The sequence below is a fragment of the Larkinella soli genome (assembly GCF_003703975.1).
Classification (GTDB): domain Bacteria; phylum Bacteroidota; class Bacteroidia; order Cytophagales; family Spirosomataceae; genus Larkinella; species Larkinella soli.
In genome coordinates this window covers 97,863-123,562 of sequence record NZ_QTJY01000016.1, presented here as the reverse complement: position 1 = coordinate 123,562, position 25,700 = coordinate 97,863, and the positions used below count along the sequence as shown (strand labels likewise).

Sequence of the window (25,700 nt, the reverse complement as noted above, 5' to 3'; positions counted from 1 at the left end):
TGCCGATCAGAAGTCGTGCAGCAGGTCGGTCATGGCCCGGTACAGGACCGGGGCGGTGTCCGGCCCGACCGAGTTGATTTCGCCGTAAGGCCGGCTGTCGGCTCCATACCCGTAGGGCTTTTCGGTATCCCATTCGCTTTTCGGTATGATGTACCCCAGTTCGTCGTTCGCCAGACCGATCACGAACTTGTAACGGCCCCGCATCAGGCTGCGGAGGGGCGGGGTTTCATACGGCCGCATCCGGAAGTCGGCGTCCGCCGGGTTCCGGATGCCCCCGTTCACGATCTCGGGATAGATTTCGCCCGGCACGCAAAGAAAGGTGGCGTCCGCGATCCGGATGGCGGCCACTTCGGTCCGAAAATACCCCCAGCGGCTGTACCCGGCATCCAGCACCCCGGCCGCCACGCCCAGCCGGAACAGGGGATTGGTCAGGGGCAGTTCGACGGTTCGGGCGCGGAGCCGGATTCCGGTTTGTGGGGCGAGGGCGGTATCCCGTTCCAGCGCCCGTCCGATCAGCAGGGCAAGTTGCTTCCCCTGCGCGTCGGCCTTTTCGAATGTCGGTTCGGTATAGCATTCCCCGGAAACCGGGTCGTGGACCGTTACTTTGGGAGAGGTCGTCATCAATCCGCCGATGGCCCCGGTGGCGTAGACCACCGTTCCGCCTAAGCCTTTCAGAAGGGCCGTGTCGGCCTGTTGAATGCCGTTTTCAAGGTAGTGACGCACATAATGCGGAAAATCCGAAGTCAGCAGCGTGTTTTTGCTCCAGAGGGTTTCCGGGTGGTTGCCCCAGACGACCAGCATCCCGAGCGTACTGTCTCTCTCCGCATCCAGCGCCTGCATGACATACAGCCCCGGGTCTTTCACGATGGGTTTGCGCGTATCCGCCACCAGCGTGTCGGCTCCGGTCAGGTCCTGCGCGAACCGGAGCCGGGCCGGGCGGCACTTCCCGGCGGCTTCCAGAATGGCCCGAACCACCTGCTGCTCCACAAATTGCTCATAGGCCGGATCGACTCCGCTTTTCAGGAAGCTGCCGCCCCACATCCCGATGAAATCGGGCGCTTCGTGGGTGTGGGTGCTGGAAATAACGGCGTAATCGATGCCCGCAGCCGCCGGCAGCGCCTTCCGGACATTCAGCACGTTTTTATGCATGAACCCCAGCAGATCGACAGCGACGAAAGCCAGCCGCGTGCGGCCGTCGTCGAGCACCATCGCGCGAGCCCAGAGGTCGTCGTGCACGCCGGAAGCGGCCCGCTTCTGCCCGAAACCCGCCATCCAGAACGCATCGAACCGGCCATTGCCGTTGCCGTCGGTATAGCGGTCGCCCTCGTCGGGGTCGTAGGCGGAATTATGGTTTTGGTCTCTCCAGCGGTCCGGCAGGAAGGGGGTGATTTTCACGGCGGCAAACCCGGCCTTCAGCATCCCGGCCTGCGGAGGAGGCCGCAAATCCAGATCGAGGGAATACCCGGGATGCCGGTCCCGGCTGTTATGGTAGCCGATGCCGGCCAGGAGCAGGAGCAGTCCCGCCAGCACCCCGGCCAATCCGATAAAAAACCTCCGCATGGGCGTCTATTTCAATTGTCCGACGATGTTCATGACCAGGTTGGCCGAGTTGCGGGCCGCGATTTTGACGAAGGTCAGCATGTCCTGCCGGGCGTTGGAATTGGCCTTGTCGCTCAGGCTGCGGATAATCAGGCAGGGGACTTTCTGCTGGTAACACACCTGCGCGACGGCGGCCCCTTCCATTTCGGTGGCGTCGGCTTTGAACTCCGAGCGAAGGCTTTTTACCTTCTCCTCGGAAGAAACGAACACGTCGCCCGTCACCACGATGCCCTCCACGACCGAGGGCGGGCGGGAGGTGGACGGAATCGGCTCGAAGGTCGTGGAGCGGGCGGCCTGCCGGGCTTTGACTACCAGCATCGAGTCGGCCGGGAAGTAAGTCGGGTTCAGCTCCTTGGTGATGGCATTCCGGGTCTGATTGGTCTTCTGCTGCTGGAAGGTGATGTAGCCATAGTCGTGGTGGGCGGTTTGCCGGGCAATGACGAGGTCGCCGGGCTGAAGGTCGGGGTTGACACCCCCCGCAATTCCGGTGAACAGCACCTGCTCCGGTTTAAAGTGGGTCAGGACGGTGGCCGTCGTCATGGCTGCGTTCACTTTCCCTATGCCGGTTTCGGCCACCACGACCCGTCGGCCCCTGATGCGGCCCGTTACGAACCGGATGCCGTTCAGCGTCACGACTTTCGGCTTTCGGATGTTCTGCTGGACCAGTTTCACCTCTTCATCGAATGCCCCCAGCAGGGCGGTAACCGGCCGGGGTTTATACAACTGGGCCCGGGAGGAAAGGACCGGGAGAAGAAAGCACAGGGCAAAGAAAATCAGAAGTCGGTCGGGAAAGTAACGTCGCACGTCAGGAGGTTGTTGATGCATGAATAAGAGGTATGAAACAGGATGGAAATGCAGGGTCGGGGTTCAATGCCCGGCCGCCAGCGACAGGACGCAGAAGGCGTCGACCAGCAGGAGGCCGGCAGGCAGTTCGTCGGTTTTGCCGAGGGCAGCCTTGACGACCGTCCAGCTCAGAAAGCCCCAGATGATACCCTGGGTGATCGAATAGGTAAAGGGAATCAGCACCAGGGCCAGGAAGGCGGGCAGGGCGTCGTCGAGGGCCGTCCAGTTGATTTTCGTGACCGGCTGCATCATGAACGCGCCCACCAGCACCAGCGCCGGAGCCGTGGCGATGGAGGGAATCACGGAAAGCAGGGGCGACAGAAACAGAAAGGGCAGAAACAGCGCCCCGGCCACCACGGCCGTCAGGCCCGTCCGACCGCCCTGGGCGATGCCCACCGCCGACTCGATGTAGGCCGTACCGGGGCTGGTGCCGAGGATTCCCGCCAGCGTCGTGGCGACGGCGTCGGTGGTGAGCGAGCGGTTGAGGTTACGGGGGTTGCCGTCGGCATCATGCAGGCCGGCGGCTTCGGCCACCCCCACGAAGGTCGAGAGGCTGTCGAACAGGTCGGTGAAGACAAAGGCAAAGATCACCGGCCAGAGCGACCATTGCAGGGAATGGATCAGGTCCAGTTTGCCGATCAGGCTGAAGTCCGGGGTGGCGAAAACGCCCTGAAAATTGACCAGTGTTTTTTGCCCGAAGTTCACCGCCGAAGCGTCTCCCCACCAGCGGCCGATGGGCACGGCGGCCAGCGTGGTCAGGACGATGCCGATGATGATGGCTCCCGGCACATTTCGGATCACCAGCACCGCCGTCAGCAGGAGACCGAAAATGAACGTCAGAACAATCGGGTCTTTCAGGGGAGCGATCCCGACCAGCGTAGCCGGATTGGCGACGATGAAGCGGGCGTTCTCCAGACCGATCAGCGTGATGAACAGCCCGATGCCGGCCGAGACCGCAAAGCGCAGGGGCCGGGGAATGATCCGGACGATAGCCGAGCGCACGTTGAAGACCGACAGGAGCAGAAACAGGATTCCGGCCCAGAACACCGCTCCCAGGGCCACTTCCGGCCGGATGCCCATGCCCTTGATGGCCGTGAAGGTGAAAAAGGCGTTCAGTCCCATGCCGGGCGCCACCACCATCGGGTTACGGGCGTACAGACCCATCATCAGGCTGCAAAGGAAGGAAAGCAGTACCGTGGCCGTCAGCACCCCGCCGAAGGGCAGACCCGCCTGACTCAGAATGGCCGGGTTGACTACGATGATGTACATCGTCGCCAGAAAGGTGGAAATACCGGCAAGGACCTCGGTACGGGTTGAGAAACCGGTGGAGTTCGTTGAAGCGATGGTCGGCTGCATGGGCGGGATCGGGAATCGACCCTCCAAAATACGATTCCTGTTCGACAGGAGCATGATCCGGGCATAAAAAAGCCCTCCGACCGGACAAAGCCGGTCGGAGGGACCCGATCCAATTTCAACGGAAAATCCGTTAACCAATCAATAAGTCGTTCGGCGGTTTCAATGGCTGAACTCGGCGGCCAGCCAGTTCCGGTCGGCCTGGACCCGGCGGGTGGCCGACCACTGCGTCAGCGCCTGACCCAGAACCGCATTCAACCGTTCGTGAACGTCGACCCGTCTGATATTCAACCGCTTCCGGTTCAGGGCCTCCTGGTAGACCAGTTGACTCTCGTTGTTGTAGAAGTAAACTACGCAGTTCTGCTTTGGCCGCGACTCGACGACCCAGAAGCCTTCGCGTGGAGCGGAAAGGCTGCGGCCCGGCCCTTGACCAAAAGCCGTAACGGTGAAAAGCATCGCCCCCAACAGGGCGGAAACGAAGGGACGGAGGTGTGGTTGTTTCATAGTCGTACCGCCTGAGCGGGTTCTTTAGGTGTATTTGTCGTTTACTATTCAGGATCGAAAGTAGGGTTTTCAGGCCGGCTGCGCCCGGCTATTCGCCCAAAGGCGTCCTTTAGGGCCGACATGACAAGCCCTTGTAGACGAGCGTATTAAAGGGGGACATTTCTGCCGTTCAGCGACGATCGGATGCCGTTCGTCTACAAATTGGAGGATTCATGGCGGTTCTGGGGTCGTTTGTCTATCTTCGGTTCGTAATCGGAGTCGGCCATGCAGCTTTTCAATCACGATTTCATCTTTTCCGATCAGCCCCGAACCCGGCTGGCGCGGCACGGGCTGTTCTGGTTCGTCGTCTGGCTTTATTTTGCGGGATTGTATGGGGTATTTCCCATCAATTTTCTACTGCGGGAAGGCTATAGACTGGGGCAGGCGGTGGCCATCGGCTACTGCCTTTCGGGCTTCGATGCCATCGCGTTCATGCCGGCTCACATGACGCTGGCCTACGGCATCATCTATGTTTTGTTCCCACGGTATCTGCCGAAAGGGCAATACCTGAAGATCTTCGGCGGAGTGCTGGTTTTCGCTTTTCTGGGCGCAGCGCTGTCGACGGTCATTTCCTACAATATCGTGACGCCGGTTCATGGATGGTTCGGGCAGGTCGGAAACCGGACCATGAGCAGCATCGGCCTTACCCTGATGGCCGGGCTGCGCGGAACAACGACGGTGGCGGGATTCGTGGCCGCGATCAAGCTGGTGAAAATCTGGTATCTCAAACAGCGGGATTACCAGCAGATCGAGCGGGAGAAGCTGCATGCCGAGCTGCAGCTTCTGAAATCTCAGGTGCATCCGCATTTTCTGTTCAATACGCTGAACAACCTCTATGCTCTGACGCTAAAGAAGTCGGAACAGTCGCCGGCAGTGGTGCTGAAGCTGTCGGAACTGCTGAGTTATATGCTCTACGACTGCAATGCCCCGGAAGTGCCGCTCGAAAAGGAGATCGGTTTCATGAAAAATTACATCGGTCTGGAACAGCTGCGGTACGGCGACCGGCTCGATATTTCGATCAATTTCCACGGCGACCTCCAGAGCCGCCAGATCGCCCCGCTGCTGCTGGTGCCTTTTCTGGAGAACGCCTTCAAGCACGGCACGAGCGAACAGCTCGAACAGGCCTGGATCTTCATGGACCTGGCCGTCGAGGACAATACCCTGACTTTCAAACTGGTCAACAGCCGCGAGGGCGAACCCCAGGTGGGCGCGCATCCGGGTGGGATCGGCCTTCAGAACGTGCAGAAGCGCCTGGAACTGCTTTATCCGGGCCGGTATGAACTTCAGATTCACCCCGAGGAGGAAACCTTTCTGGTCGACCTGAAAATTCTGCTGCCGGATTCCCCGTTGCCGGGACCGGCTAAAAATCAGTCCGTTGCCGAAATTGCCATGTAAACAACAATACCACTGAACATGAACTTACGCTGTCTGCTGATCGACGACGAGCCTCCGGCCCTGGAGGTGATCGAGTCTTACATCGACATGATCGACGGGCTGGAAGTGGCCGGAAAATGCCACAATGCCATTCAGGCTTTTACGATGCTCCAGACTACGCCGGTCGATCTGATGTTTCTGGACATCAAGATGCCGAAGCTGCTCGGCACGGATTTTCTGCGCAGCCTGCGCAACCCGCCGAAAGTGATTTTCACCACCGCCTACCGCGATTATGCCTTCGAGGGGTTCGAGCTGGACGTGGCCGATTATCTGCTCAAGCCGATCTCGTTTGAGCGGTTTCTGCGGGCAGTCTCGAAGGTGATGCAGTCCGATGCGCCGGCCCTGACCGTAAGCGACCGCCTGCCGACGCTCCCGGCGGAAAAGGAACTGGCTCCTTCCGAGCGTGATGCTTTTCTCTACTTCCGGGCCGACCGCAAGATGGTGAAGGTGTTCACGAAGGAAATCCTGTACGTCGAGAGCCTGAAGGATTACATCAAAATCGTTTCGGCCAACGCCCGGCCGCTGGTGGTCAAGCAGGCCATCAGTTCGGTGGAAGCCATGCTGCCTTCGCGCGATTTCGTTCGCATTCACCGGTCTTTCATCGTAGCCATCGACAAGATTTCGGCCTGGACGCCGAGCCATATCGATGTGGGCGGGCAGGAACTTCCCATCGGGCGGCTGTATCAGAAGGATGTCGGCCGGGTGCTGAAAATGGAAATCTGAGTGCCTGCCCATAAAAAAGCCGCCGGGAACTGCTTCCCGGCGGCTTTTTCAATAAAACGAAAGGTCAGTTGACCGTCCCGTTCTTCAGGTATTTTTCCAGGTAGTCGGTGTACTGCTGGTGCAGCAGCACGTAGCTGGCGGTATTGTAGGCCACCCCGTGGGCGCCGGGCGGGTAGATGCGAAGGTCCGCGTCCTTACCGGCATCGACCAGGGCGTTCACGAGCTGCATCGTGTTGCGCACGTGGACGTTTTCGTCCATCGTCGAATGAACGATGAACATCCGGCCCTGGAGGTTTTTGGCGTAGGGCGACACGGCGCTTTTCTGGTATTTGGTATCGTTCTCGGGCACTAAACCCATATAGCGTTCGGTATAAATGCTGTCATACAGCCGCCAGTCCGTAACCGGGGCTCCTACCAGCGCCACCCTGAATACGCCCGGGTGGGTCAGCATGGTATAGCTGCTGGTGTAGCCGCCGTAGCTGTGGCCCCGGATGGCCATGCGGTCGGCGTCGACCCAGGGCTGTTTCGCCAGGTAGCGGGCCGTTTCGACAAAGTCTTTGGCTTCGTACAGCCCCAGTTTTTCATACACCACCTTCTCGAAAACCCGGCCGTAGCCTCCGCTGCCCCGGTTGTTCACGCTGACGACGATGTATCCCTGCTGGGCCAGGTACTGGTGCCAGCCGGAAGTGCTGAACTCGTTGTAGACCGACTGCGCCCCCGGGCCGCCGTAGACGTCGAGCATGACCGGGTATTTCCTGCCCGGATCGAAATTCAGCGGTTTGATGAGCGAGATGTCGATTTTCTGGCCGTCGGAAGTCGTGAAGCTGCTCAGTTCCTTCGGGGCGTAGGCGTAGCCGTTCAGGAACTGCGTCACGCGCGCGTTGTCTTCCAGCGTTTTCAGCGCTTTGCCCTTCGTGTCCCACAGTTCGACCCGGGTCGGGGTAGTGACGCTCGAATACCGGTCGATGAAATACCGGCTGTTGGGCGAGAAATCGACCTTGTGGCGGCCGGGGGCCTGTGTGATCCGACGTTTGTTCTTCCCGTCAAAGTCCACCACGTACAGCTGCCGTTCCAGGGGCGACAGTTCGGTGGAGGTATAATAGATTTTCCGGTTGGCGGCATCGACGTTGTGGACGTACACCACCTCCCAGTTGCCCTTCGTCACCTGATTGATCGGTTTTCCGGTATAGTCAAAGCGATAGATGTGGGCAAAACCGTCGCGCTCCGACACCCAGAAAAACTCTTTGGTCTGGGTCGGGAAATAGAAGTAATGCAGAATACCGGCGAAGAAGTCGAAGACGTCGATCCAGGCCTCGGATTTTTCTTCCATAACCTGCCGGGCCTCGCCGGTGCGGCCGTCCGCGAAGAACAGCCTCAGGTGGTTCTGCTTCCGGTTCAGCTGCACCAGCGCCAGCTGGCCTTCCTGAGCCGTCCAGTAGATGCGGGGGATATAGCCGTCACCGGCATCGACCTTCATCCAGTGGGTGCCGCCCCCGGCCAGGTCGATCACCCCGATCCGAACCGTCGGGTTCTTATCGCCGACGCGGGGGTAGGGGAGTTTCTCGAAATTTTCGTCGAAGCCCTTGTAATCCGTCATGGCATAGAGCGGCACGTCGCGCTCGTCGGATTGCCAGAAGGCGATAAACTTACTGTCGGGCGACCATTCCCAGGCCTGCGCCAGCCCGAACTCCTCCTCGTAGGCCCAGCCGAAACGGCCGTTGTAGAAGAAGGGAGCCGCATCGCGCGTCAGCTGGGTTTCTTTCTGGGTAGCAAAGTCGAACACGAACAGGTTGCCGCCCCGCTCATACCCGATCTTCGACCCGTCGGGCGACAGTTCGGCGGTCTGCGCATCCTTTGCCACCAGCTTCAGGTTTTTACCGGCCAGGGAGTAGACGTAATAATCCGACACCCCCGACCGGCGCCAGACGGGCCGGAAGTTGGTCTTGAACAGCAGATTCCTTGAATCTTTCGACCACTGGAACGACTCGTACGCGAACGGTCGGTCGGTGCCGGGAAACTGGAGCCGGCTCCCGTCGAAAATCACCTCCTCCCGCTGGTCGGCCGGGGAGAAGGATTTGATCACGTTGCCCTGCGCGATGAAGGAGAAGCGGTTGCCCCCGTCAATCCAGTTGACGCTGGCCGGTCCCTGTGAACCGGTCAGCTGGCCGGTGGCCCCGAGGGCCTGACCGAGGTCGCGAAACCGTTGCTTCTCCTGCGAAAAGGCGGTACCGGCAATCAGCAGCAGGAACAGCACCCCGCTGGAAATGGACTTGCGAATCATAGATGCACAATATGATGAAGTATCATCAAAAATACGGAAAAATCGGACAGGGTCTACCACCCCCCAGCCCCCTCCTTACCAAGGAGGGGGTGGCTCCGCAGGATTAAATAGTAGCAGCGCACTCCCCCTCCTTACCAAGGAGGGGGCTGGGGGGTGGTTTGCGTGGCTTTTGGACCGGAATACCGTCTTAAGGGATAAACCTTAAAAATGAAACTGAATAACCTTAATGTATTGAAGCCGATCCGGCAGCAGTTGCGGAACGAATCAACCTTTGCGGAAGAAGCGCTGTGGTTCCGGTTACGCAGGAGTCAACTGGATGGGCGTAAATTCAGGCGGCAGCACAGCATCGGCTATTTTATCCTTGATTTTTATTGTCCGGCCGAACGCCTTGCCATTGAGGTGGATGGTTTTATACATGACGCGCCGGAAAACCAGGCAAACGACCAGGAACGGGACCGGGCTTTAGCCACCCTTGACATAACGGTGCTGCGTGTCCGGAATGAGGAAATTGCAGAAAACGTTTTCGAGGTGCTGGAGAGGATTCGGAATTGTTTCAGAAAATGAACCACCCCCCCAGGCCCCTCCTTGGTAAGGAGGGGGAGTGCGCTGCTACTATTTAATCCTGCGGAGCCACCCCCTCCTTACCAAGGAGGGGGCCGGGGGGGGGTCTCAAAGCGCCGGGTGTTTCGTATGCCAGGCCGTAGCGTCCTGGTAGGCCTTGGCGACAGCCAGCAGCCGGCCTTCGTCGAAAAGCCGGCCCATGAAGGTGATGCTGGTCGGGCGGCCTTTGGGCGTGAAGCCGTTCGGCAGCACCACGCAGGGATGGCCCGTCAGGTTGGTCAGGGCCAGATTGGCGTTGCCGAAAGTGGGCGTGATGTAGAGATCGACGGCCTTCATTTTCTGCTCCATCTCGTCGATCAGCCGGGCCCGGATGCGGTTGGCCTGGATGTACTCGACGGCCGGGATGAACCGCGACGAACGGAAGGTGTTCGGCCAGGCGTATTTTGACTGCTGCACCATCTGGTCGTCCTTTCCCGAACGGGTCAGCTCGTCGAAAGCCGCTGCGGCTTCGGCGGTCAGGATAAAGCCGATCCGGCCGACGGGCAGGTCCGGCAGGTCGAACGGGACCAGTTCCGCGCCCAGCTTCCGGAGGGTTTCCAGGGTCTGCCCGTCGTTGGCTTTGCTGGCATAGTCAGCGTCGAAGGCCTTTCTCAGATAACCGATTTTCAGTCCTTTCAGGGAGGTCAGCGGAGCATATCGAAAGGGGGCCGCGATCACCGTCGGGTCGTTTCCGTCCGGGCCGTAGATGGCGTTGAACACGAGCGCGCAGTCTTCGACGCTCCGGCACATCGGCCCGATCTTGTCCATCGACCAGCTCAGCGCCATGGCCCCGTGGCGACTGACCCGACCGAACGTCGGCCGCAGGCCCGTGACTCCGTTGACCGTCGAAGGAGAAACGATGGAGCCGCGGGTTTCGGTGCCGATGGCGAAGGGAAGCAGCCCCGCCGACACGCTGGAACCCGAACCCGCCGACGACCCGCTCGAACCGGTGGTCGGGTCCCAGGGGTTGCGGGTCATTCCGCCGAACCAGACGTCGCCCATCGCCAACTCGCCCAGGGTCAGCTTGGCGCAGAGGACGGCCCCGGCTTCCTCCAGTCTGCGGATGACGGTGGCGTCGTAATCAAGCGTCTGATTTTTGAAGGGTACTGAACCCCAGGTGGTTTTATAGCCTTTTTTTGCAAAAAGGTCTTTGGCGCCGTAGGGGATGCCGTGGAGCGGACCCCGATATTTGCCCGCTTTAATTTCGGAGTCCGCCCGTCTGGCCTGCTGGAGGGCGAGGTCTTCCGTTAGCGTGACGACGCAGAGCAGTTTCGGACTATAAGCCTTCAGCCGTTCCAGAAAAAACCGGGTGAGTTCTTCGGAGGTGATCTGGCGGGTCCGGATCAGCCGGCCCAGCTGTGCGACGGTATAAAAGGCCAGTTCACTACGGTCGGCCGGGACTTTCACCGTGCCCACCGGACCGGCCTTGAACGAACTGGGGCCGGTCGGCAGTTTGAAGCCGGTAGGCAAAGGATTGAAAATCAAGGCCGGAGCCAGATCGTTGGGCAGGTCGATTTTCCGAATGGCCTCGTAGTCTTCCCGGAAGCGGTTGAGGTTTTCCAGCATCGAGTCGCGCTCGGCCGGGTTGAACTCCAGCCCCATGACCCGGGCGGCCGCTTCGGCCAGGTCGCCGGTCAGGGGTTTACGGATATCGTCGTCGGTGATGAAGGCGCCCGCCAGAAAGCTGAGCAGGCAGGCGGCAGGGAGAAAAAGTTTTTTCATGGAAAGGGCAGCAACTCGAAAATTCGGATGGACACGGTTTTCAATTTAAGGGAAAATTCCGTGCAAACCTGCTCAATCCGTCAAATCCAGGCCGCTCATTCCGACAAATTCTTCGTGAAGTCGCAGCACCTGCGGAATCAGCATCCGGGTTTCGTCGTTTTCGATGACGTAATTGGCCATCGCGAGCCGTTCCTCGTCACTGACCTGCCGGCTGATGATGTTGCGGATTTCTTCCTCCGACCGGTGCGGGTCTCGTTTGCGGATGCGCTGGACCCGCAGTTCCGGCGGTGCATGAATGACCACCAGTTTGTTGAGGGAGTTACCGTCGCCGGCGGCCCGCAGCAGAGCGGCTTCCTTGATAAGATAGGCGAACTCCGCATGGCTCCGCACCCAGGTTTCGGTGTCGGCATACACCCGGGGATGAATGAGGGCGTTGAGTTGCCCGAGCAGTTCGGGCTGCCCGAATACCTGGGCAGCCACCCAGCTTCGGTTATACTGTCCGGTCGGGGTGTAGGCGTCGGAGCCGAGCAGCCGGATAATGTCGGCTTTGAGGATGGCGTCGTGGCCGGTCAGCCATTTGGCCCGCTCGTCGGCGAGGTAAACGGGAACCCCCAGGCTTTCGAAGATCCGGCAGACGGTCGATTTTCCGGAGCCGATGCCGCCGGTGACGCCGATGAGAAGGGGGCGATTCGGGCCGGTTTTCATTTTTTTGAAGCGGCTTTCACGGTCGGGAGAGGTTTCGTAGCGGCTTTCGGATCAGGCAGCGGCTGCAGCAGTTCGGCGACCTCGAAGCTGACCATAACGCGGTCGGCGCTGGCCTGAATGAGCGGGTGGCGGGGGATGTTCAGGAGAAGTTCCTCGTCGAAATTGCCGGAAAGCCGCCGGGCGGGAATCGCTACCTTCAGCGTATCGGGCATCCCGCGCAGCAGGCGGGCCGGTCCCTCGAACCGGATGATTCGGGGCGAAACGTTGATCAGGCTGGCGACGACCATCCGGTCGGCCAGGTCGATGCCCGCACTGTCGATGACGACGGGAACTTCCAGCACCGAAAGCCGGTCGAAATTCAGAGCCAGCGTATCGCCGGAAATGAAGTTGATCCGAACGTCCTTGGCATGATCGGTGAGAGAAGCCGCCAGTGAAGCCGTATTGATGGCTTTCGTCCGGAGGGGGCTCTCCACGCGGTAGATGATCGGTTTCGACCGGAAGGGCAGCCAGGTTTTGCGGAGCAGGTTCCAGCCGTTGCCCGTCACGCTCACGGTAACGGTTTTCGGCAGGGGAGAGGTCGGGACGTAGGCCGTCCGGTCGTAAAAGAACTGGATCGGATACTGCACCGTGACCGTATAATTATCCTTGTTCAGTGACTTCAGCACCCAGATGACGGCCGCGACCAGCAGGCACCAGACCAGCGTAGGCGCATGAAACGGACGGGATTGGGCAGTGGTCAGCGACAAAATCGTAGCGGCCGAAGGGCGTTAGGACTGCACTTTAACGGTGGCTTCGCGGGAAATCGCCGTCTTTTCGAACGTCAGTTTCAATCCTTTGTCTACTTCGAGGGTGACGGTATTGCCCTCGACGGCATAAATCTTGCCGTGCAGCCCGCCGATGGTCACGACGCTGTCCCCTTTCTTGAGGTTATCGACGAAACTCTTCTGATCCTTCTGCTTCTTTTGCTGCGGACGGATCATGAAGAAGTAGAACACGATAAAAATGCCCACCCACAGGACGATATTCCAGATCATCTGACCCGATTGCCCGGCGGGGGCCTGCACTAAAATAGAGAGAAAGGACATGATTTGCATGGTTAAATTGTCGGACTACTGGGCTGCTGCGGTCGTACGGGCCGAATCCGCCCGCGGATTGACCATGACCCGAAAGGTAAGTTCCGTATAGGCCGGGTCGGTGTTGGCATACACCGTGACGGTCTTATTCTGCTCGCCCCGCTTGCCCTGGCTGTTGAACCGGACCCGGATGGACGATTTCTCACCCGGACCGATAGGTTTCCTGGGCCATTCGGGGGTCGTGCAGCCGCAGGAGGTCTGAATGTTATTGATAATCAGCGGAAACTCGCCCTCGTTCTTGAAGGCAAAGTTCCGTTCGACGGTATCGCCTTCGGTGACGTCCCCGAAATCGTACACGCCTTTATCGGCAAAGACGATTTTCGGCATTTTGCCCGCCAGTTCCTTCGTGGAGTCCTGACGGTTCTGATTACAGGCAGTGACGGCGAAAAGCAGCCACAGACCGATTCCTATTTTTTTCATAAGTCGTTATAAACCAGAGTCGATGAAGGGGGTCAGGCGCCGGAAAACGCCTGCCTCCCGGTTCTCTCCACCTGTCAGGAGCCCTGCTGTTTGATCTGTGCCATCAGCCGGTCGACGTCTTCGAGCAGCCGCTCGGCTTTTTCGCGGGCGTCGTTCACGACCCGCTGGCCTTCGGCCTTGGCGAAGCTGTCGGGCAGGTCGGCCGAATCCAGGATGTCGTCGATCAGCTGACGGAGCTGTTCCCGGTATTTCGACAGGCGGTACATCAGCCGGTCGCGGGTGACGGCACCTTTTTCAGGGGCATAGAGCAATCCCAGGGTAGCGCCGGTAGCGCAGCCGGTCAGGAAAGCAATCAGGGTTGTGGTGGTTCTGCTCATACTGTTTTTAATTTTCGGTTTGTGCCGGCCCGTCCGCGCCGAACCGGTCTACTTGTTATCCAGCAGGCCCCGGCCGCTTTTCCGCATCTGGCCGGATGCTTTCAGTTTCTCGGACAGACTGTCGAGAATTCCGTTGACAAACTTACCGCTTTTGGGCGTACTGTACAGTTTGGCAAGCTCAATATATTCATTAATGGTCACTTTCACCGGAATGTTCGGGAAGTTCAGAAGCTCGCAGACGGCCAGCTTCAGAATGATCCGGTCCAGCAGCGCTACCCGCTCGACGTCCCAGTTTTTGAGTTGATCGGCCAGCAGTTTTTCGTATTCCTCGTCGTTTTCCAGCGACTTTTTATATAAGGTCTCCAGAAAGTTCTGGTCTTCCTCCCAGTCGTCGCTCAGGTCCATCAGTTTCAGGCCTTCCATGGACTGCACGGCCTTGAGCGTTTTGATGGTCATGCCGCGAACGAGTTCGGCGTTCTCCGACCAGGCAATGTCATTTTCTTCAAACCAGGTTTTGGCCGGGTCGTGCTTGAGCAGCAGCGTACGCAGCACGTATTGCACCAGTTCCTGGTCTTCGTCGGCCGAATGACGGGCGGTTTCGCAATAAGTCCGGTAGGTGTCGTCCTGCTTCAGAACGTCGTTGTAGATCTTCCGGACCAGCGGCACCTCTTCTTCCCAGTTGATTTTCCGGCGGAGGGCTTCCCGGCGCAGCGGCTCGTATTCTTCCAGCGCCCGAACGATTCGATTCTGGTCGAGGCCCGATTCCCGGGCGATGGCCCGGCTCGACAGGTTTTCGTAGGGCCGTTCCCGGTCGATTCGGGCCACATGCGCCAGCTCGATGAGCAGCGTCAGCAGCCGGATGTAGGAATCGTCCAGAGTCCGGACGGCTTCCAGCATCATCTGAAGCGCCCGCTGGCGGTCTTTGGTCAGGGCATTCCGGTAGAATGCCAGCGCGTCGTTGGCGGCTTTCCAGACTTTGCGCGGAGTATCTTCCTCGTCTTTCGGCTGACCTTCCTTCAACCCCTCTTCAAACAACACGGTCGCCAGCCGGCGATACCCCTCCAGTTGCTGCAGGTTCTGCGGTTCCATGGAGTTAAGGTCCGGCTGAAACGTTTCGGCAATGGCATCGACGGCCAGCTGCTGAGCCGAAAGCTCAGCCTGTCGCAGTGCATACAATGCCTGCATCACTTTGATCCGCAACAAACGTCTGTTTAGCATTCTGATCGGTGTCCGATGATTCGGCAAGAAACAAAGAACTTTAGTTTGGCAATTTCAAATGGTATATTCAGGGGCAAAAATACGGAAAATGTCCCGAACTATGATTACCGGTGCGGGTTCGCCGTCCGGGTTTCTTTCCCTGCGGGAAATTGTACGAACGGCCGGAAGCCGTCAAACTATTCCGAAACGTTTTCTGTTACCCTGCCAGTAGCTACCGCTTTGGTTCCATCGAAAGACGTCTTCTGATTTGTGAAAGCTCTCGCTCACCTGAACAAATACCTGGTAAAATATAAATGGTACCTCATCTGGGGTGCCGTTTTTACGGCAATTTCCAACCTGTTCGGAATCATTCCGGCCCAGCTGGTGCGGTATGCCCTCGACCTCGTCAAGGAAACCCTCGACGTTTATTTTCTGTACAACGGAAGTGGGCTGCAGAGTAATCTGTACGATGTTTTCGCCTTCAGTATTCTGCTGTACGGGGTGCTGATCCTGGTGATGGCCCTGCTGAAAGGCTTCTTTCTGTTTCTGGTCCGGCAGACGCTCATCGTCATGTCGCGGCACATCGAATACGATCTGAAGAACGAAATCTACGAACACTACCAGACCCTGCCCCTCAGCTTCTACCGCAAGAACAATACCGGTGACCTGATGGCCCGCATCTCGGAGGATGTCAGTAAGGTGCGGATGTATGTTGGCCCTTCCATCATGTACGGCCTGAACCTCATCACCCTGTTCATCCTGGTCATTTCCTACATGGTTTCGATCAACGCCCGGCTGAGTCTGTATGTGCTGCTGCCGCTGCCGGTGCTTTCCATCGCGATTTATATCGTCAATAACATCATCATCCGCCGGTCGGAAGAAATTCAGCAGAGCCTGTCGCGGCTTTCCACTTACGTTCAGGAAGCCTTCTCGGGCATCCGGGTGCTGAAAGCCTTCGTGCGGGAGGGAGACTCGGCCGCCAATTTCACCGCCGAAAGCGATGTTTATAAGGCGAAGTCGCTCCATCTGACCCGCGTCGATGCCCTGTTTTTCCCGCTGATCATGCTTCTCATCGGGTTGAGCAACGTGCTGGTCGTCTATGTGGGCGGGCAGGAAATCCTGGCCGGGCGGCTCACTCCCGGCAATATCACGGAGTTCATTCTGTATGTCAACATGCTGACCTGGCCGGTCATGGCCCTCGGCTGGACCACGAGCCAGACCCAGCGGGCCGCGGCCTCGCAGCAGCGGATCAACGAATTTCTGTCCGTCCGGACCGAGATCGTTTCCGAGAAAAATCTGGATACCGAAATCCAGGGCGACCTGGAATTCCGAAACGTACGCTTCATTTATCCGGATTCGGGCATCGTGGCGCTGAAGGATTTCAGCATGAAGGTGAAAGCGGGAGAAACCGTCGCCATCCTCGGCACGACCGGCTCCGGGAAAAGTACGCTCGCCAACCTGCTGACGCGGATGTACGACCCCACTTCCGGCGAAATCCGGATCGACGGCGTACCGCTCCGGGATTACAAACTGGCTTCCATCCGCCGGCAGATGGGGTACGTGCCACAGGAGGTGTTCCTGTTCTCGGAAACCATCACCAACAACGTTAAATTCGGGATGCCCGAAATGGCGCAGGAGAAGGTGGTGCAGGCCGTGAAGGACGCCGACCTGTATCAGAACATCTCCGAATTCCCGGAGGGCTTCGATACCCGCATCGGGGAACGGGGCGTTACGCTGTCCGGTGGACAGAAACAGCGGCTTTCCATCGCCCGGGCCATTGCCCGTGACCCCAGAATCCTGATTCTGGACGACTGTCTGTCGGCGGTCGATACCAACACGGAAAACATCATCCTGAACAACCTCCACCGGATCATGGAAAACCGGACCTCGGTGGTAATCTCTCACCGGGTTTCTTCCGTCAAGCTGGCCGATAAAATCATCGTGCTGGACGAGGGCGCCGTCGTGGAGGAAGGCACGCATCAGGAACTGCTGGCCGCCAACGGCGTCTACCGCGAACTGTACGAAAAACAGCTTCAGACCGAAGAGGTCTGACCCCAATCCCAGACGACTACATCCCAGTCTTCGCCGTTGGCCGGGTCGAAATAAGTGTGAATTTTCTGAAATCCCACCCGCTCGTGTGCCCGCCGGGACCGCCGGTTCCGGACGGCTATTTCCGTGACGGACAGTTCGTAACGAGGTTGTAAGGTATCTCGGAAATGCGCGTACATCCGGTCGAAAAGCCCCATGCCCCGGTATTCTTCGCTCACACAGACCTGCCCCACGACGACGTAATTCCGTTCTCTGAGCGGCCGGGAATCGAAAGACAGACCGTCCAGCATATCGAACATCAGAACCAGCCCCGGAATCTCGTACCGAAAGGAGGGAAGCATGGCCAGGCAATAGCCGGCCACCGTTTGCCCGTCCCGCGCGATGACGGCAGGTTCAGCCGCGTTCATGCGCTGCAGGAGCGACAGGTCATGCTCGATGGTCAGGAAGCCCTGGCTTTCCATGGCGTCGGCGGTCAGGACGGTTCGCAGGTTTCTGCGCTGAAGCTCCCGGATGCCCGTCAGGTCCTGTTCGGAGCGGGCGGTCGTTACGGTGACCATTTTTTAACGGATTTCCAGTTTTTCGGCCCCTTTCAGATACGTTTCATCGCATCCGGCCCCGATGCCGGGCGTGTCGGGCAGTTCGATTTCGTAACCGTGGTAGGTGACTCCCCCGGTAACCGGGTCTTCGGCGTGTTCGAAAGGCGCATCCAGGTCGTAGAAGATCACGTTCCGGCGGGCCGAGGCAAAGTGGGCGTTGGCCGTAATCGCCAGCCGCGATTCCGACATGCAGCCGATCATACAGGGAATCCCGGCAGACTCGGCAATCGCATTGATCTTGAGGGCGTTATAAATGCCTCCGCTTTTGGAAAGCTTGATGTTGAAATAATCGACGGCTTCTTCCTGCACCAGCCGGAGGCCGTCGCGCGGTCTGAACAGGGACTCGTCGGCCATGAGCGGCACCGTCGTCCGCCGGCGGATGCGCTTCAGGTCCGGCAGCGCCCAATGCTTCACGGGTTGTTCGCAGTACTGCACGTTCCAGTCCTGAATGGTTTTCAGCACCTGAACGGCCGTGACGTAATCCCAGCCCTGGTTGGCGTCGGTCCGGATCGGGATGGCTTCCCCTACGGCTTCGCGGATGGCTTCGACCCGCCGGATATCGTCCTTCGCGTGGGTGCCCAGCTTGACCTTAATGGCAATACCGCCCTGTTCCCGGATGCGGAGGGCATCCTCGACCATGCGCTCGGGGGGGTTCAGGTAAATGGTTTCGTCCGTCACCAGCCGGTGCTTCGCTCCGCCCAGAAAGGCATACAGCGGCAGGCCGGCGGCCTGAGCGGCCAGGTCATACAGGGCCATGTCGAAGGCGCTTTTGACGGTCGGATTGCCGGGCAGGTAAGCGTCCAGCTTCTGCAGGTTCCCTTCGATGTCGAGCGCATCCCGTCCGACGAGCAGCCGGGCCAGGTCGCGGGCGGCCGCGAAGCCGGTCTCCTGCGTTTCTCCAACGATCATCCAGAAGGGTGAGCCTTCGCCCCAGCCGGTCAGCCCGTCGGTCGTATGCATCCGGACGAGCAGGTTTCGGGCGTGTTCGATCACCCCCAGCGAAATGGCGATGGGGGCCTTCAGCGGGATGTCGTATTTGAATACCTCGATGCGGGAGATTGTGAGCATACCGGCTTAATTCGGAAACTGCGACTTGTCCAGGCCGGGGATGATCCGCAGCGCATTCTTGTAATACACCTTCTTCAGCACTTCGTCGGGCAGCGCCATGCCGTACATCCGCCAGAAGGCGTGGTATTTTTTGTGGTAGGGAAAATATTCGTCGTCGGTTTCGAGCACCCGGAAATAGGTCGAATATTCGGAGGGTACCCAACTGTCTTTGCCAAACAGAATCCGGTCCTGATACTTCTCGAAAAACTTCCGGGAAGCCCGCGGCTGCCGGCCCAGTTCCGCGATCACGGCCCCGATCTCTACGAGCATGTTCGGGAAGGCCTGCATCAGGCTGTCGAGCTTCACCAGATCGTTCGGATACCAGCCCATATGGGCGTTGATAAAGGTGGTTTTCGGGTGTTTCCGGAACACGTTGTGCTGCTCGGCGATGAGCTGCTCCCAGGGAACCGGGTTGTTTTCGGCGCGCTTGCGGCCCGGATGCAGTTTGAGTTCCAGCCAGCGTTCGTTGAAGCGGTCCATCGGGTCCCAGAAGGATTTGGGGTCGGCGGTGTGGATCAGCACCGGCACGCCCAGTTCTCCGCACTTGGCCCAGATCGGGTCCAGCCGGGGGTCGTCGACCCGTACGCGCTGCCCCTTGACGTCTTTTACGTTGAAGCCGAGGCTTTTATAAATCTTAAGTCCCCGGGCGCCTTTCTTCACGTCGCTTTCCAGCATCTTCACGGCCTGTTCCGTCCAGCCCGGTTCGCCCACGTTCTCGAAATTGATGTTGGTGAAGATCGCCAGCCGTTTGGGGTCGGTCTGCCGGATGTTGCTCAGGGCATCGTCGAGAAACTTCGTGCTTTCGCCGGCATTGGACGTAAAGCCCCGGCCGCTCAGGTTGACCATGAGACCCATGTTCAGGCTGTCCATCTGGCTGATGAGCTTGCGCAGGTCGCCCCGGTTCATCTCGAACTGGTGGTTATGCACGTCGATAAAGGGATATTTCGACCGGGTTACTTTGTGTTCCGGCACCTTCAGGGTCGATACCGGCTCATATTCTTCGAAGTCGATGGGGCCGCTGGGCGTCGATACTTTCGGTTGGGCCAGGGCCGGAGCGGCCAGCAGGGCCAGCCCGACCAGCAGGCCGATGGGTTTCCGGGTCGTCAGGTCGAATCGCGGGAAAGGAAGCGTCATGGTTAAAAGAGTCGGAATATTATTTTGGTTCAGAATAAATCAGGGCCACACAGTGGGCGGCAATGCCTTCTTTCCGGCCCACGAAACCCATGTGTTCGGAGGTGGTGGCCTTGATGGAAATATCTTCTTCAGGGATGCTCATGACCCCGGACAGGCAGGTTTTCATGGCCGGGATGTGCGGGTTTAGTTTCGGTTCCTGCAGCACGACGGTCACGTCCACATTGGAGACTTCGTAGTTCGCTTCCCGGATCATCCGCATCACCTCAGTCAGCAGAATTTTGCTGTCGATGCCTTTCCAGCGCGGATCCCGGTCGGAAAAGTGGTAGCCGATGTTTCGCAGGCCGGCGGCTCCCAGCAGCGCGTCGCAGATGACGTGGCAGACCACATCGGCATCCGAGTGTCCCAGCGCCCCGTGCGAATGCGGTATTTTGATGCCGCCCAGCCAGAAGTCCCGTCCTTCCGCCAGCTGATGTACGTCATACCCCTGCCCAACGCGTATTTTCATCATGGTTGTCGGTTAGGCGGCCCGGTAGTACAGGGTCGAGCTGTTTTCTTTTCGTAACACCTGCCGGGCGATGGCCTGGAGGTCGTCGGGGGTGATGGCCTGGATGCGGTCGGCTTCGCGGTTGACGTTCCCGACGTCGCCGGCATTGGCGGCAAACGCCAGATTCATGGCCCGGTTCAGCAGTTCGACTTCCGAGAAGACCAGCGTGGCTTCGGTCTGGTTCTTTACCTTGGACACTTCCTCCTCCGGGATGGACTGCTCGACCGCTTCCTTCAGCACCTCCTCAATGGCGGCATCGGCTTCCTCCGGCCTAATGCCCTGATTCAGAGAACCGCTGACGATCAGCAAACCGGGGTCGAGCGACGAAAGCACGTGGGCCGAAATGCTGGTGAACAGATGCTGCTCCTTCAGTAGCCGCCGGTACAGTCGGGACGATTTGCCCCGGCCCAGCACGTCGCTCAGCAGGTCGGCCCGGTAATAGGCGTCCGTAAACCGCCCCGGCATATGAAAGGCTTTATAAATGGCATTGAGCGGCACCTCGGCTTCGGTTTCCAGAAACCGGGCTTCCGTCTGCTCCGGCTCCTGCGGCAGATTTCGGACGTAGGGCGCTCCGGCCGGGATCGGCTCGAACCATTTCCGGCAAAGCTGTTTCACCTGCTCGACGGTCACGTTCCCGGCCACGACCAGGATGGCGTTGTTGGGCAGATAATATTTATAGAAAAAGCCCTTCACATCGTCCATGGTGGCGTTTTCGATGTGGCTGATGTCCTTGCCGATCGTGGCCCAGCGGTAGGGGTGAACCTTGAAGGCCAGCGGCCGGAGTTTCAGCCAGACGTCGCCGTAGGGCTGGTTGAGATACCGCTGTTTGAACTCCTCGATGACCACCTTCTGCTGCACGTCCAGCACCGTCGGGTCGAAGGAAAGGCCCAGCATCCGGTCGGATTCGAGCCAGAAGGCGGTTTCGAGGTTGGCCGAGGGCAGCGTGATGTAATAATTGGTAATGTCGGGAGAAGTGAAGGCGTTGTTCTCTCCACCCACCTTCTGTAAGGGTTCGTCGTAACTCGGAATGTGTTTTGAACCGCCGAACATCAAATGCTCGAACAGGTGGGCAAAACCGGTTTTATTTGCATCCTCATCCCGCGACCCGACATTGTACAAAATATTGACGGCGGCCATCGGGGTTGTCGGGTCTTCGTGGACATACACCTTCAGGCCGTTATTTAACACAAAATGCTCGTAACGAATCATAGTAAACTTTTTCGGAGAGAGGACCGTTAAGCGTCCGGAGAATAACAAAAGTAGCGGTCTGACCGTATTCTTCAAAAAAGAACATTCCTCTGAAGGGCCAACATATCCACGCATGAAAAAATTCTTCCTGCTGCTTTGGTTGCTGCCGCCGGCGGCATCGGCGCAGCTGATCGACGACACCGCCACCCAGCAACTGATTCTGAAAGCTACCGACAAAATTTATAATTACGAATTCGACGAGATCGACCCGATCGTCCGTCAGGTGAGGGCCAAATACCCCAATCATCCCGTCCTTCCGGTTCTGAAGTCGCTCCAGCTGTACTGGCAGTATCTGCCCATCAAGGAAAACCGGACCGCCATGAATCAGTATATGAACTACCTCAACCAGGGCGTGGCGCTTTCGGATAAAATTCTGGAGAAGAACGAAAACGACCCGGAAGGCGTGTTCTTCTCGATGGCCTCGCACGGGTATCTGGCCATGAAATACCACTACGACAACGAGAACATGAAAGCCGTCAATGAGGCCCGGAAGGCGTATTCCTACCTGAAAGCCGGCTTTAAACTGATGGAGAAGAACCCGGAGTTCTATTTTACGACGGGTTTGTATAATTACTACGTCGAGCGGTATCCGATGGATCACCCCATCGTCAAGCCGGTCATGATCTTTTTTCAGGACGGCGATATGCCGCTGGGCCTGAAACAGATGGAAATCGGCGCAAAACGCGGTATTTTTACGAGGACGGAAACCGGCCTGTATCTCGGCCAGATTTACCTGAAACACGAAAGTCAGTTTGCAAGAGGGGCCGCCCTGTTCCGACAGCTGGCCGACAAATACCCGCAGAACCCGGTCTTCAACATGCATTGCGCCGAGGGGCTGGTGCTGGCGGGCCGGGGATCGGAGGCCCTGCCTTATATTGCGCGGCTGAAAGAAATGCCCCAGAAATTTCTGGCGCTGCCGGTGAAAGTGCTGGAGGCCATGATCCAGGAAAAGGCCGGGGACCTCAGGGAGGCCGCCGAGAATTATCAGGCGGCCATCCGACTGCCGGTCAACGACGTATTTACCAAAGAATTTTCAGCCCATGCCTACGCCGGTCTGGCCCGGCAGGCCGCCCGCTCCGGCAACCGCAACCAGGCGAAGACTTATTACAAAAAAGTACTCGATCTGGCGGAATATAAATCGACGATCCGGGAGGCCCGGAATTTTCTGAAATCCTGAAACCCGCTCTGCCATGCAGCGTCGTACGTTTCTCCGGTCGGCCCTGGCCGCCGGAATGTTACCCTCTCTGAAGCCCCGGAAAACCGTACAGACCGTCACCGGGCCGGTACGTCCGTCGGACCTGGGTCTGACCCTCATTCACGAACACCTTCTGGTGGACTTCATCGGCGCCGACCGGATCACCCGCGACCGGTGGGACCGGGCGAAGGTAATAACCAGAATGCTGCCCTATCTGGAAACACTGCACCGGTCGGGCGTCCGGACGCTGGTCGAATGCACGCCGGCTTATCTGGGCCGCGACCCGCTGTTACTGAAGGACTTGTCGGAACAGTCCGGAATTCGGATTCTGACCAATACGGGTTATTACGGAGCTTCGGACAACAAATACCTCCCCCGCCACGCCTTTACCGAAACCGCCGATCAGCTGGCCAACCGGTGGGTGGCCGAGGCTGAAGGGGGCATCGACGGTACGGGCATCCGCCCCGGTTTCATGAAGATCAGCGTGAATCCCGGCCCCCTGTCGGACCTGCACCGGAAAATCGTCACGGCGGCCGCCCGGGCGCACAAGCAAACCGGCCTGACGATCTACTCCCATACCGGCCCCTACGTGCCGGCTTTCGAGCAGATCGAGGTCCTGAAGCGGGAGGGGGTGAAACCGGATGCTTTCGTCTGGGTACACGCGCAGGGGCAGAACATGGTGCATTACGCCCGGGCGGTGCGGGAGGGAGCCTGGGTCAGTCTGGACGGGTTGGACGAAAAGAACGTGGCTCAGTATGCGGAGACGCTGCTGCTGATGAAGGAAAACCGGCTGCTGCACCGGACCCTGCTCTCCCATGATGCCGGCTGGTATGACCCTGCTCAACCAGACGGGGGGCCGGTCGGCCGGGATTATACGGTATTGTTCAAAAAGCTGATGCCCGAACTTAACGGGCGTGGGTTTACCAAAGCCGACTGGAAACAGATCCTCGAAACCAATCCCGCCACGGTTCTCGCTCTTTCCTAATAATCGACGTCCAGCCCCAGCGTTTTCCGGAGTTCGAGCAGGGCCGGGTTTTTCTCGGCCAGATAGTTGAATTTGTCCTGGGGGGTATAGATCATCCGGCGATTTTCCTGAGCCGCTACTTTGTGCTGCAACTGAATCTGGCTGTTCTGAAGCTGCCGGCGGAGGTAGGTGAGCAGGTCCTGCCGCAGGTCGTTCAGGAGGTCAACCTGGAGGGAGTTATCGAGGGTAATATGAATGGTGGTTCCGTCGAGATGGATCTCCCGGTTAAGCATGATCTGTTCGGTGCTGGAGCCGCCCTGCTGTTCACGAAGCCGGGTGAAGGTCTGCCACGAAGCCTGCAACTGCTCGAAAATGAAAGCCTTGTCTTCTTTGATGTTTACCGGCGCTTCCGCCACATCCACCTCGGCGTTCGCTTTCCGGACCGGAACCGGTTTGGCCAGATCGGTCAGATTGGCCGTGGTACGCAGTTTGGTACTCACCGGCTTGGGAATTTCCGGAATCGTCCGGACCGGCGGAGCGGTTTTTACCGCCACGGCGGCCCCGCTTCCGTTGGAACCGACCGGCTCGGGCTGGGCCGGCTCGTACACGGGATCCGGCTCGGCAGTCAGCGGGGGTCGGTTTTCCACCGGCGGCTGAGGAGCCGGGGCGGACGGCGGGCGCGGTTCTCCGGCGGGGTCGCTATGAACTAAGCTGCCGTTTTTTTTTTCGACCGGTTCGCTCTGCGTCCGGCCGTTCAGGGGTACGGGGAGGGCGGAAAGGTCCAGGACGTTCGCCAGGTGGGCGAGCTTCATCAGGCAGACCTCGACATGGAGCCGCTGGCTCTTGGCGGCCTTGTAATTGAGGTCGCACTGGCTGCCGACGCTCAGGGCCGAAAGCAGAAAGCTCAGGGGCGCTCCGGCGGCCTGCTGAAGGTATTTTTGCTGGACGGTTTCGGTCACCTGAAGAAGCTGCACCGTGGCCGCATCCTTGCAGACCATCAGGTTCCGGAAATGTTCGCACAGCCCGACGATGAACTGATGCCCGTCGAATCCCTTCCGGAGGACTTCATCGAACAGCAGCAGACTCTGGGGCAGGTTGCCTTCCAGCAGCAGGTCGGTCAGGCGGAAATAGTAGTCGTAGTCGAGAATATGTAGATTTTCAAGAACTTCCCGGTACCGAACGGCGCGGTCGGTCGAGAACGTCACGTTCAGGTCGAACATCGAGAGGGCATCGCGCAGACCGCCGTCGGCCTTCTGGGCAATCAGTTCGAGGGCTTCGTATTCGCTCCGGATGTTCTCTTTGCGGGCGATGCCGGCGAGGTGGTCGGCGATGTCGCGCGGCTGTATCCGGTTGAAGTCGAAAATCTGGCAGCGCGACAGGATCGTCGGCAGGATCTTATGTTTTTCGGTGGTCGCCAGAATAAAGATGGCGTAGGAGGGAGGCTCTTCCAGCGTCTTCAGGAAGGCGTTGAAAGCCGCCTGGGACAGCATGTGAACCTCGTCGATGATATAGATCTTGTATTTTCCCGACTGGGGCGGATACCGCACCTGATCGATCAGATTCCGAATGTCTTCGACGGAGTTGTTGGAGGCCGCATCCAGCTCGTGGATATTGAAGGAGGAGTTCTGATTGAAGCTGACGCAGGATTCGCACTCGTTGCACGGCTCTACCTCCGGGCTCAGGTTCCGGCAGTTGATGGTCTTGGCCAGAATCCGGGCACAGGTTGTCTTTCCGACTCCGCGGGGACCGCAGAAAAGGAAGGCCTGCGCCAGATGATTAGTCCGAATGGCGTTCTTGAGGGTGGTGGTGATATGGGCTTGCCCGACGACCGTATCAAAGGTTGCCGGACGGTATTTCCGGGCCGAGACGACGAAGTTCTCCATGTCTGCAAGTTAGCCAAAAAAGTTGGAACGCCGGTGCGGAAAAACGCATT

Annotated in this window: 24 protein-coding genes; 6 read left to right on the top strand and 18 right to left on the bottom strand. The window is 58.8% G+C overall.

Annotated elements, in window-relative coordinates; genetic code table 11:
• Positions 1–6 precede the first annotated feature (6 nt).
• From DX909_RS23710 to DX909_RS23695, 4 genes are all read right to left on the bottom strand, one after another.
• On the bottom strand, positions 7–1,560 hold the full coding sequence (locus DX909_RS23710; RefSeq protein ID WP_128547719.1) for a neutral/alkaline non-lysosomal ceramidase N-terminal domain-containing protein: 1,554 nt from the start codon (positions 1,558–1,560) through the stop codon (positions 7–9).
• Between the two features lie 6 nt (positions 1,561–1,566).
• Positions 1,567–2,403 (bottom strand): 5'-methylthioadenosine/adenosylhomocysteine nucleosidase, encoded by an 837-nt coding sequence (locus DX909_RS23705; protein ID WP_374755874.1) that lies wholly within the window; start codon positions 2,401–2,403, stop codon positions 1,567–1,569.
• A gap of 63 nt (positions 2,404–2,466) precedes the next feature.
• Positions 2,467–3,798, bottom strand: coding sequence for an NCS2 family permease (locus DX909_RS23700; protein WP_128547717.1), 1,332 nt, complete (start codon positions 3,796–3,798; stop codon positions 2,467–2,469).
• A 159-nt stretch (positions 3,799–3,957) separates the two neighbouring features.
• A complete protein-coding gene (locus DX909_RS23695; protein ID WP_128547716.1) occupies positions 3,958–4,299 on the bottom strand; it encodes a hypothetical protein in 342 nt (113 codons plus the stop codon).
• A gap of 264 nt (positions 4,300–4,563) precedes the next feature.
• On the opposite strand from DX909_RS23695, the gene DX909_RS23690 reads away from it, so the two are divergent.
• Positions 4,564–5,733 carry a sensor histidine kinase gene (locus DX909_RS23690; RefSeq protein ID WP_128547715.1) on the top strand — a complete coding sequence of 390 codons (1,170 nt, stop codon included), beginning with the start codon at positions 4,564–4,566 and terminating at the stop codon, positions 5,731–5,733.
• 18 nt (positions 5,734–5,751) lie between these two features.
• The gene (locus DX909_RS23685; protein WP_128547714.1) at positions 5,752–6,495 is read left to right on the top strand and encodes a LytR/AlgR family response regulator transcription factor; all 744 of its coding nucleotides are present in this window, start codon (positions 5,752–5,754) and stop codon (positions 6,493–6,495) included.
• 64 nt (positions 6,496–6,559) lie between these two features.
• Here DX909_RS23685 and DX909_RS23680 read toward each other — a convergent pair whose 3' ends face one another.
• Positions 6,560–8,776 (bottom strand): S9 family peptidase, encoded by a 2,217-nt coding sequence (locus tag DX909_RS23680; protein WP_128547713.1) that lies wholly within the window; start codon positions 8,774–8,776, stop codon positions 6,560–6,562.
• 231 nt (positions 8,777–9,007) lie between these two features.
• Here DX909_RS23680 and DX909_RS23675 point away from each other — a divergent pair, with 231 nt between their 5' ends.
• Complete coding sequence (locus tag DX909_RS23675; protein WP_229311166.1) at positions 9,008–9,340, top strand: endonuclease domain-containing protein; 333 nt, start codon at positions 9,008–9,010, stop codon at positions 9,338–9,340.
• A 105-nt stretch (positions 9,341–9,445) separates the two neighbouring features.
• Here DX909_RS23675 and DX909_RS23670 read toward each other — a convergent pair whose 3' ends face one another.
• The 7 genes from DX909_RS23670 to nusB all read right to left on the bottom strand — a co-directional run bounded on the left by DX909_RS23670 (position 9,446) and on the right by nusB (position 14,951).
• On the bottom strand, positions 9,446–11,098 hold the full coding sequence (locus DX909_RS23670; protein WP_128547711.1) for an amidase: 1,653 nt from the start codon (positions 11,096–11,098) through the stop codon (positions 9,446–9,448).
• A gap of 72 nt (positions 11,099–11,170) precedes the next feature.
• Positions 11,171–11,803, bottom strand: coding sequence for a dephospho-CoA kinase (gene coaE / locus DX909_RS23665; RefSeq protein ID WP_128547710.1), 633 nt, complete (start codon positions 11,801–11,803; stop codon positions 11,171–11,173).
• Positions 11,800–12,549, bottom strand: coding sequence for a YbbR-like domain-containing protein (locus tag DX909_RS23660; RefSeq protein ID WP_229311165.1), 750 nt, complete (start codon positions 12,547–12,549; stop codon positions 11,800–11,802). Before DX909_RS23660 ends, coaE begins: the two co-directional genes overlap by 4 nt.
• A 21-nt stretch (positions 12,550–12,570) precedes the next feature.
• Positions 12,571–12,888: a preprotein translocase subunit YajC gene (gene yajC, locus DX909_RS23655; RefSeq protein ID WP_128547709.1), complete on the bottom strand. Its 318-nt coding sequence runs from the start codon at positions 12,886–12,888 to the stop codon at positions 12,571–12,573.
• Between the two features lie 24 nt (positions 12,889–12,912).
• Positions 12,913–13,356 (bottom strand): DUF1573 domain-containing protein, encoded by a 444-nt coding sequence (locus tag DX909_RS23650; protein WP_128547708.1) that lies wholly within the window; start codon positions 13,354–13,356, stop codon positions 12,913–12,915.
• A gap of 74 nt (positions 13,357–13,430) precedes the next feature.
• The gene (locus DX909_RS23645) at positions 13,431–13,733 is read right to left on the bottom strand and encodes a YtxH domain-containing protein (protein WP_128547707.1); all 303 of its coding nucleotides are present in this window, start codon (positions 13,731–13,733) and stop codon (positions 13,431–13,433) included.
• 48 nt (positions 13,734–13,781) lie between these two features.
• A complete protein-coding gene (gene nusB, locus DX909_RS23640) occupies positions 13,782–14,951 on the bottom strand; it encodes a transcription antitermination factor NusB (RefSeq protein WP_229311164.1) in 1,170 nt (389 codons plus the stop codon).
• Between the two features lie 249 nt (positions 14,952–15,200).
• Here nusB and DX909_RS23635 point away from each other — a divergent pair, with 249 nt between their 5' ends.
• Positions 15,201–16,982: an ABC transporter ATP-binding protein gene (locus tag DX909_RS23635; protein WP_128547706.1), complete on the top strand. Its 1,782-nt coding sequence runs from the start codon at positions 15,201–15,203 to the stop codon at positions 16,980–16,982.
• Here the strand turns inward: DX909_RS23635 and DX909_RS23630 are convergent.
• Genes DX909_RS23630 through DX909_RS23610 form a run of 5 tightly spaced genes read right to left on the bottom strand, consistent with a single transcriptional unit; the run spans position 16,964 to position 21,569 of the window.
• Positions 16,964–17,536 carry a GNAT family N-acetyltransferase gene (locus DX909_RS23630; protein WP_128547705.1) on the bottom strand — a complete coding sequence of 191 codons (573 nt, stop codon included), beginning with the start codon at positions 17,534–17,536 and terminating at the stop codon, positions 16,964–16,966. The genes DX909_RS23635 and DX909_RS23630 overlap by 19 nt on opposite strands.
• Before the next feature lie 3 nt (positions 17,537–17,539).
• Positions 17,540–18,643 carry a mandelate racemase/muconate lactonizing enzyme family protein gene (locus tag DX909_RS23625; protein ID WP_128547704.1) on the bottom strand — a complete coding sequence of 368 codons (1,104 nt, stop codon included), beginning with the start codon at positions 18,641–18,643 and terminating at the stop codon, positions 17,540–17,542.
• A 6-nt stretch (positions 18,644–18,649) separates the two neighbouring features.
• Complete coding sequence (locus DX909_RS23620) at positions 18,650–19,816, bottom strand: amidohydrolase family protein (protein WP_128547703.1); 1,167 nt, start codon at positions 19,814–19,816, stop codon at positions 18,650–18,652.
• Between the two features lie 19 nt (positions 19,817–19,835).
• Positions 19,836–20,321 carry a 2-C-methyl-D-erythritol 2,4-cyclodiphosphate synthase gene (ispF, locus tag DX909_RS23615; RefSeq protein WP_128547702.1) on the bottom strand — a complete coding sequence of 162 codons (486 nt, stop codon included), beginning with the start codon at positions 20,319–20,321 and terminating at the stop codon, positions 19,836–19,838.
• A 12-nt stretch (positions 20,322–20,333) separates the two neighbouring features.
• Positions 20,334–21,569, bottom strand: a complete 1,236-nt coding sequence (locus DX909_RS23610) for a M16 family metallopeptidase (RefSeq protein ID WP_128547701.1) — start codon at positions 21,567–21,569, stop codon at positions 20,334–20,336.
• Between the two features lie 112 nt (positions 21,570–21,681).
• On the opposite strand from DX909_RS23610, the gene DX909_RS23605 reads away from it, so the two are divergent.
• Positions 21,682–22,785, top strand: coding sequence for a tetratricopeptide repeat protein (locus DX909_RS23605; protein WP_128547700.1), 1,104 nt, complete (start codon positions 21,682–21,684; stop codon positions 22,783–22,785).
• A 13-nt stretch (positions 22,786–22,798) separates the two neighbouring features.
• A complete protein-coding gene (locus DX909_RS23600) occupies positions 22,799–23,788 on the top strand; it encodes a phosphotriesterase family protein (protein WP_128547699.1) in 990 nt (329 codons plus the stop codon).
• Here the strand turns inward: DX909_RS23600 and DX909_RS23595 are convergent.
• On the bottom strand, positions 23,785–25,650 hold the full coding sequence (locus DX909_RS23595; protein WP_128547698.1) for a DNA polymerase III subunit gamma/tau: 1,866 nt from the start codon (positions 25,648–25,650) through the stop codon (positions 23,785–23,787). The genes DX909_RS23600 and DX909_RS23595 overlap by 4 nt on opposite strands.
• Between the last annotated feature and the right edge of the window lie 50 nt (positions 25,651–25,700).

Coding starts and splice junctions, on each gene's coding strand:
- DX909_RS23710 (WP_128547719.1), bottom strand. CDS start 1,560: ATGCGGAGGTTTTTTATCGGATTGGCCGGGGTGCTGGCGGGACTGCTC.
- DX909_RS23700 (WP_128547717.1), bottom strand. CDS start 3,798: ATGCAGCCGACCATCGCTTCAACGAACTCCACCGGTTTCTCAACCCGT.
- DX909_RS23695 (WP_128547716.1), bottom strand. CDS start 4,299: ATGAAACAACCACACCTCCGTCCCTTCGTTTCCGCCCTGTTGGGGGCG.
- DX909_RS23690 (WP_128547715.1), top strand. CDS start 4,564: ATGCAGCTTTTCAATCACGATTTCATCTTTTCCGATCAGCCCCGAACC.
- DX909_RS23685 (WP_128547714.1), top strand. CDS start 5,752: ATGAACTTACGCTGTCTGCTGATCGACGACGAGCCTCCGGCCCTGGAG.
- DX909_RS23680 (WP_128547713.1), bottom strand. CDS start 8,776: ATGATTCGCAAGTCCATTTCCAGCGGGGTGCTGTTCCTGCTGCTGATT.
- DX909_RS23670 (WP_128547711.1), bottom strand. CDS start 11,098: ATGAAAAAACTTTTTCTCCCTGCCGCCTGCCTGCTCAGCTTTCTGGCG.
- coaE (WP_128547710.1), bottom strand. CDS start 11,803: ATGAAAACCGGCCCGAATCGCCCCCTTCTCATCGGCGTCACCGGCGGC.
- yajC (WP_128547709.1), bottom strand. CDS start 12,888: ATGTCCTTTCTCTCTATTTTAGTGCAGGCCCCCGCCGGGCAATCGGGT.
- DX909_RS23650 (WP_128547708.1), bottom strand. CDS start 13,356: ATGAAAAAAATAGGAATCGGTCTGTGGCTGCTTTTCGCCGTCACTGCC.
- DX909_RS23645 (WP_128547707.1), bottom strand. CDS start 13,733: ATGAGCAGAACCACCACAACCCTGATTGCTTTCCTGACCGGCTGCGCT.
- nusB (WP_229311164.1), bottom strand. CDS start 14,951: ATGCTAAACAGACGTTTGTTGCGGATCAAAGTGATGCAGGCATTGTAT.
- DX909_RS23630 (WP_128547705.1), bottom strand. CDS start 17,536: ATGGTCACCGTAACGACCGCCCGCTCCGAACAGGACCTGACGGGCATC.
- DX909_RS23625 (WP_128547704.1), bottom strand. CDS start 18,643: ATGCTCACAATCTCCCGCATCGAGGTATTCAAATACGACATCCCGCTG.
- DX909_RS23620 (WP_128547703.1), bottom strand. CDS start 19,816: ATGACGCTTCCTTTCCCGCGATTCGACCTGACGACCCGGAAACCCATC.
- ispF (WP_128547702.1), bottom strand. CDS start 20,321: ATGAAAATACGCGTTGGGCAGGGGTATGACGTACATCAGCTGGCGGAA.
- DX909_RS23610 (WP_128547701.1), bottom strand. CDS start 21,569: ATGATTCGTTACGAGCATTTTGTGTTAAATAACGGCCTGAAGGTGTAT.
- DX909_RS23605 (WP_128547700.1), top strand. CDS start 21,682: ATGAAAAAATTCTTCCTGCTGCTTTGGTTGCTGCCGCCGGCGGCATCG.
- DX909_RS23600 (WP_128547699.1), top strand. CDS start 22,799: ATGCAGCGTCGTACGTTTCTCCGGTCGGCCCTGGCCGCCGGAATGTTA.
- DX909_RS23595 (WP_128547698.1), bottom strand. CDS start 25,650: ATGGAGAACTTCGTCGTCTCGGCCCGGAAATACCGTCCGGCAACCTTT.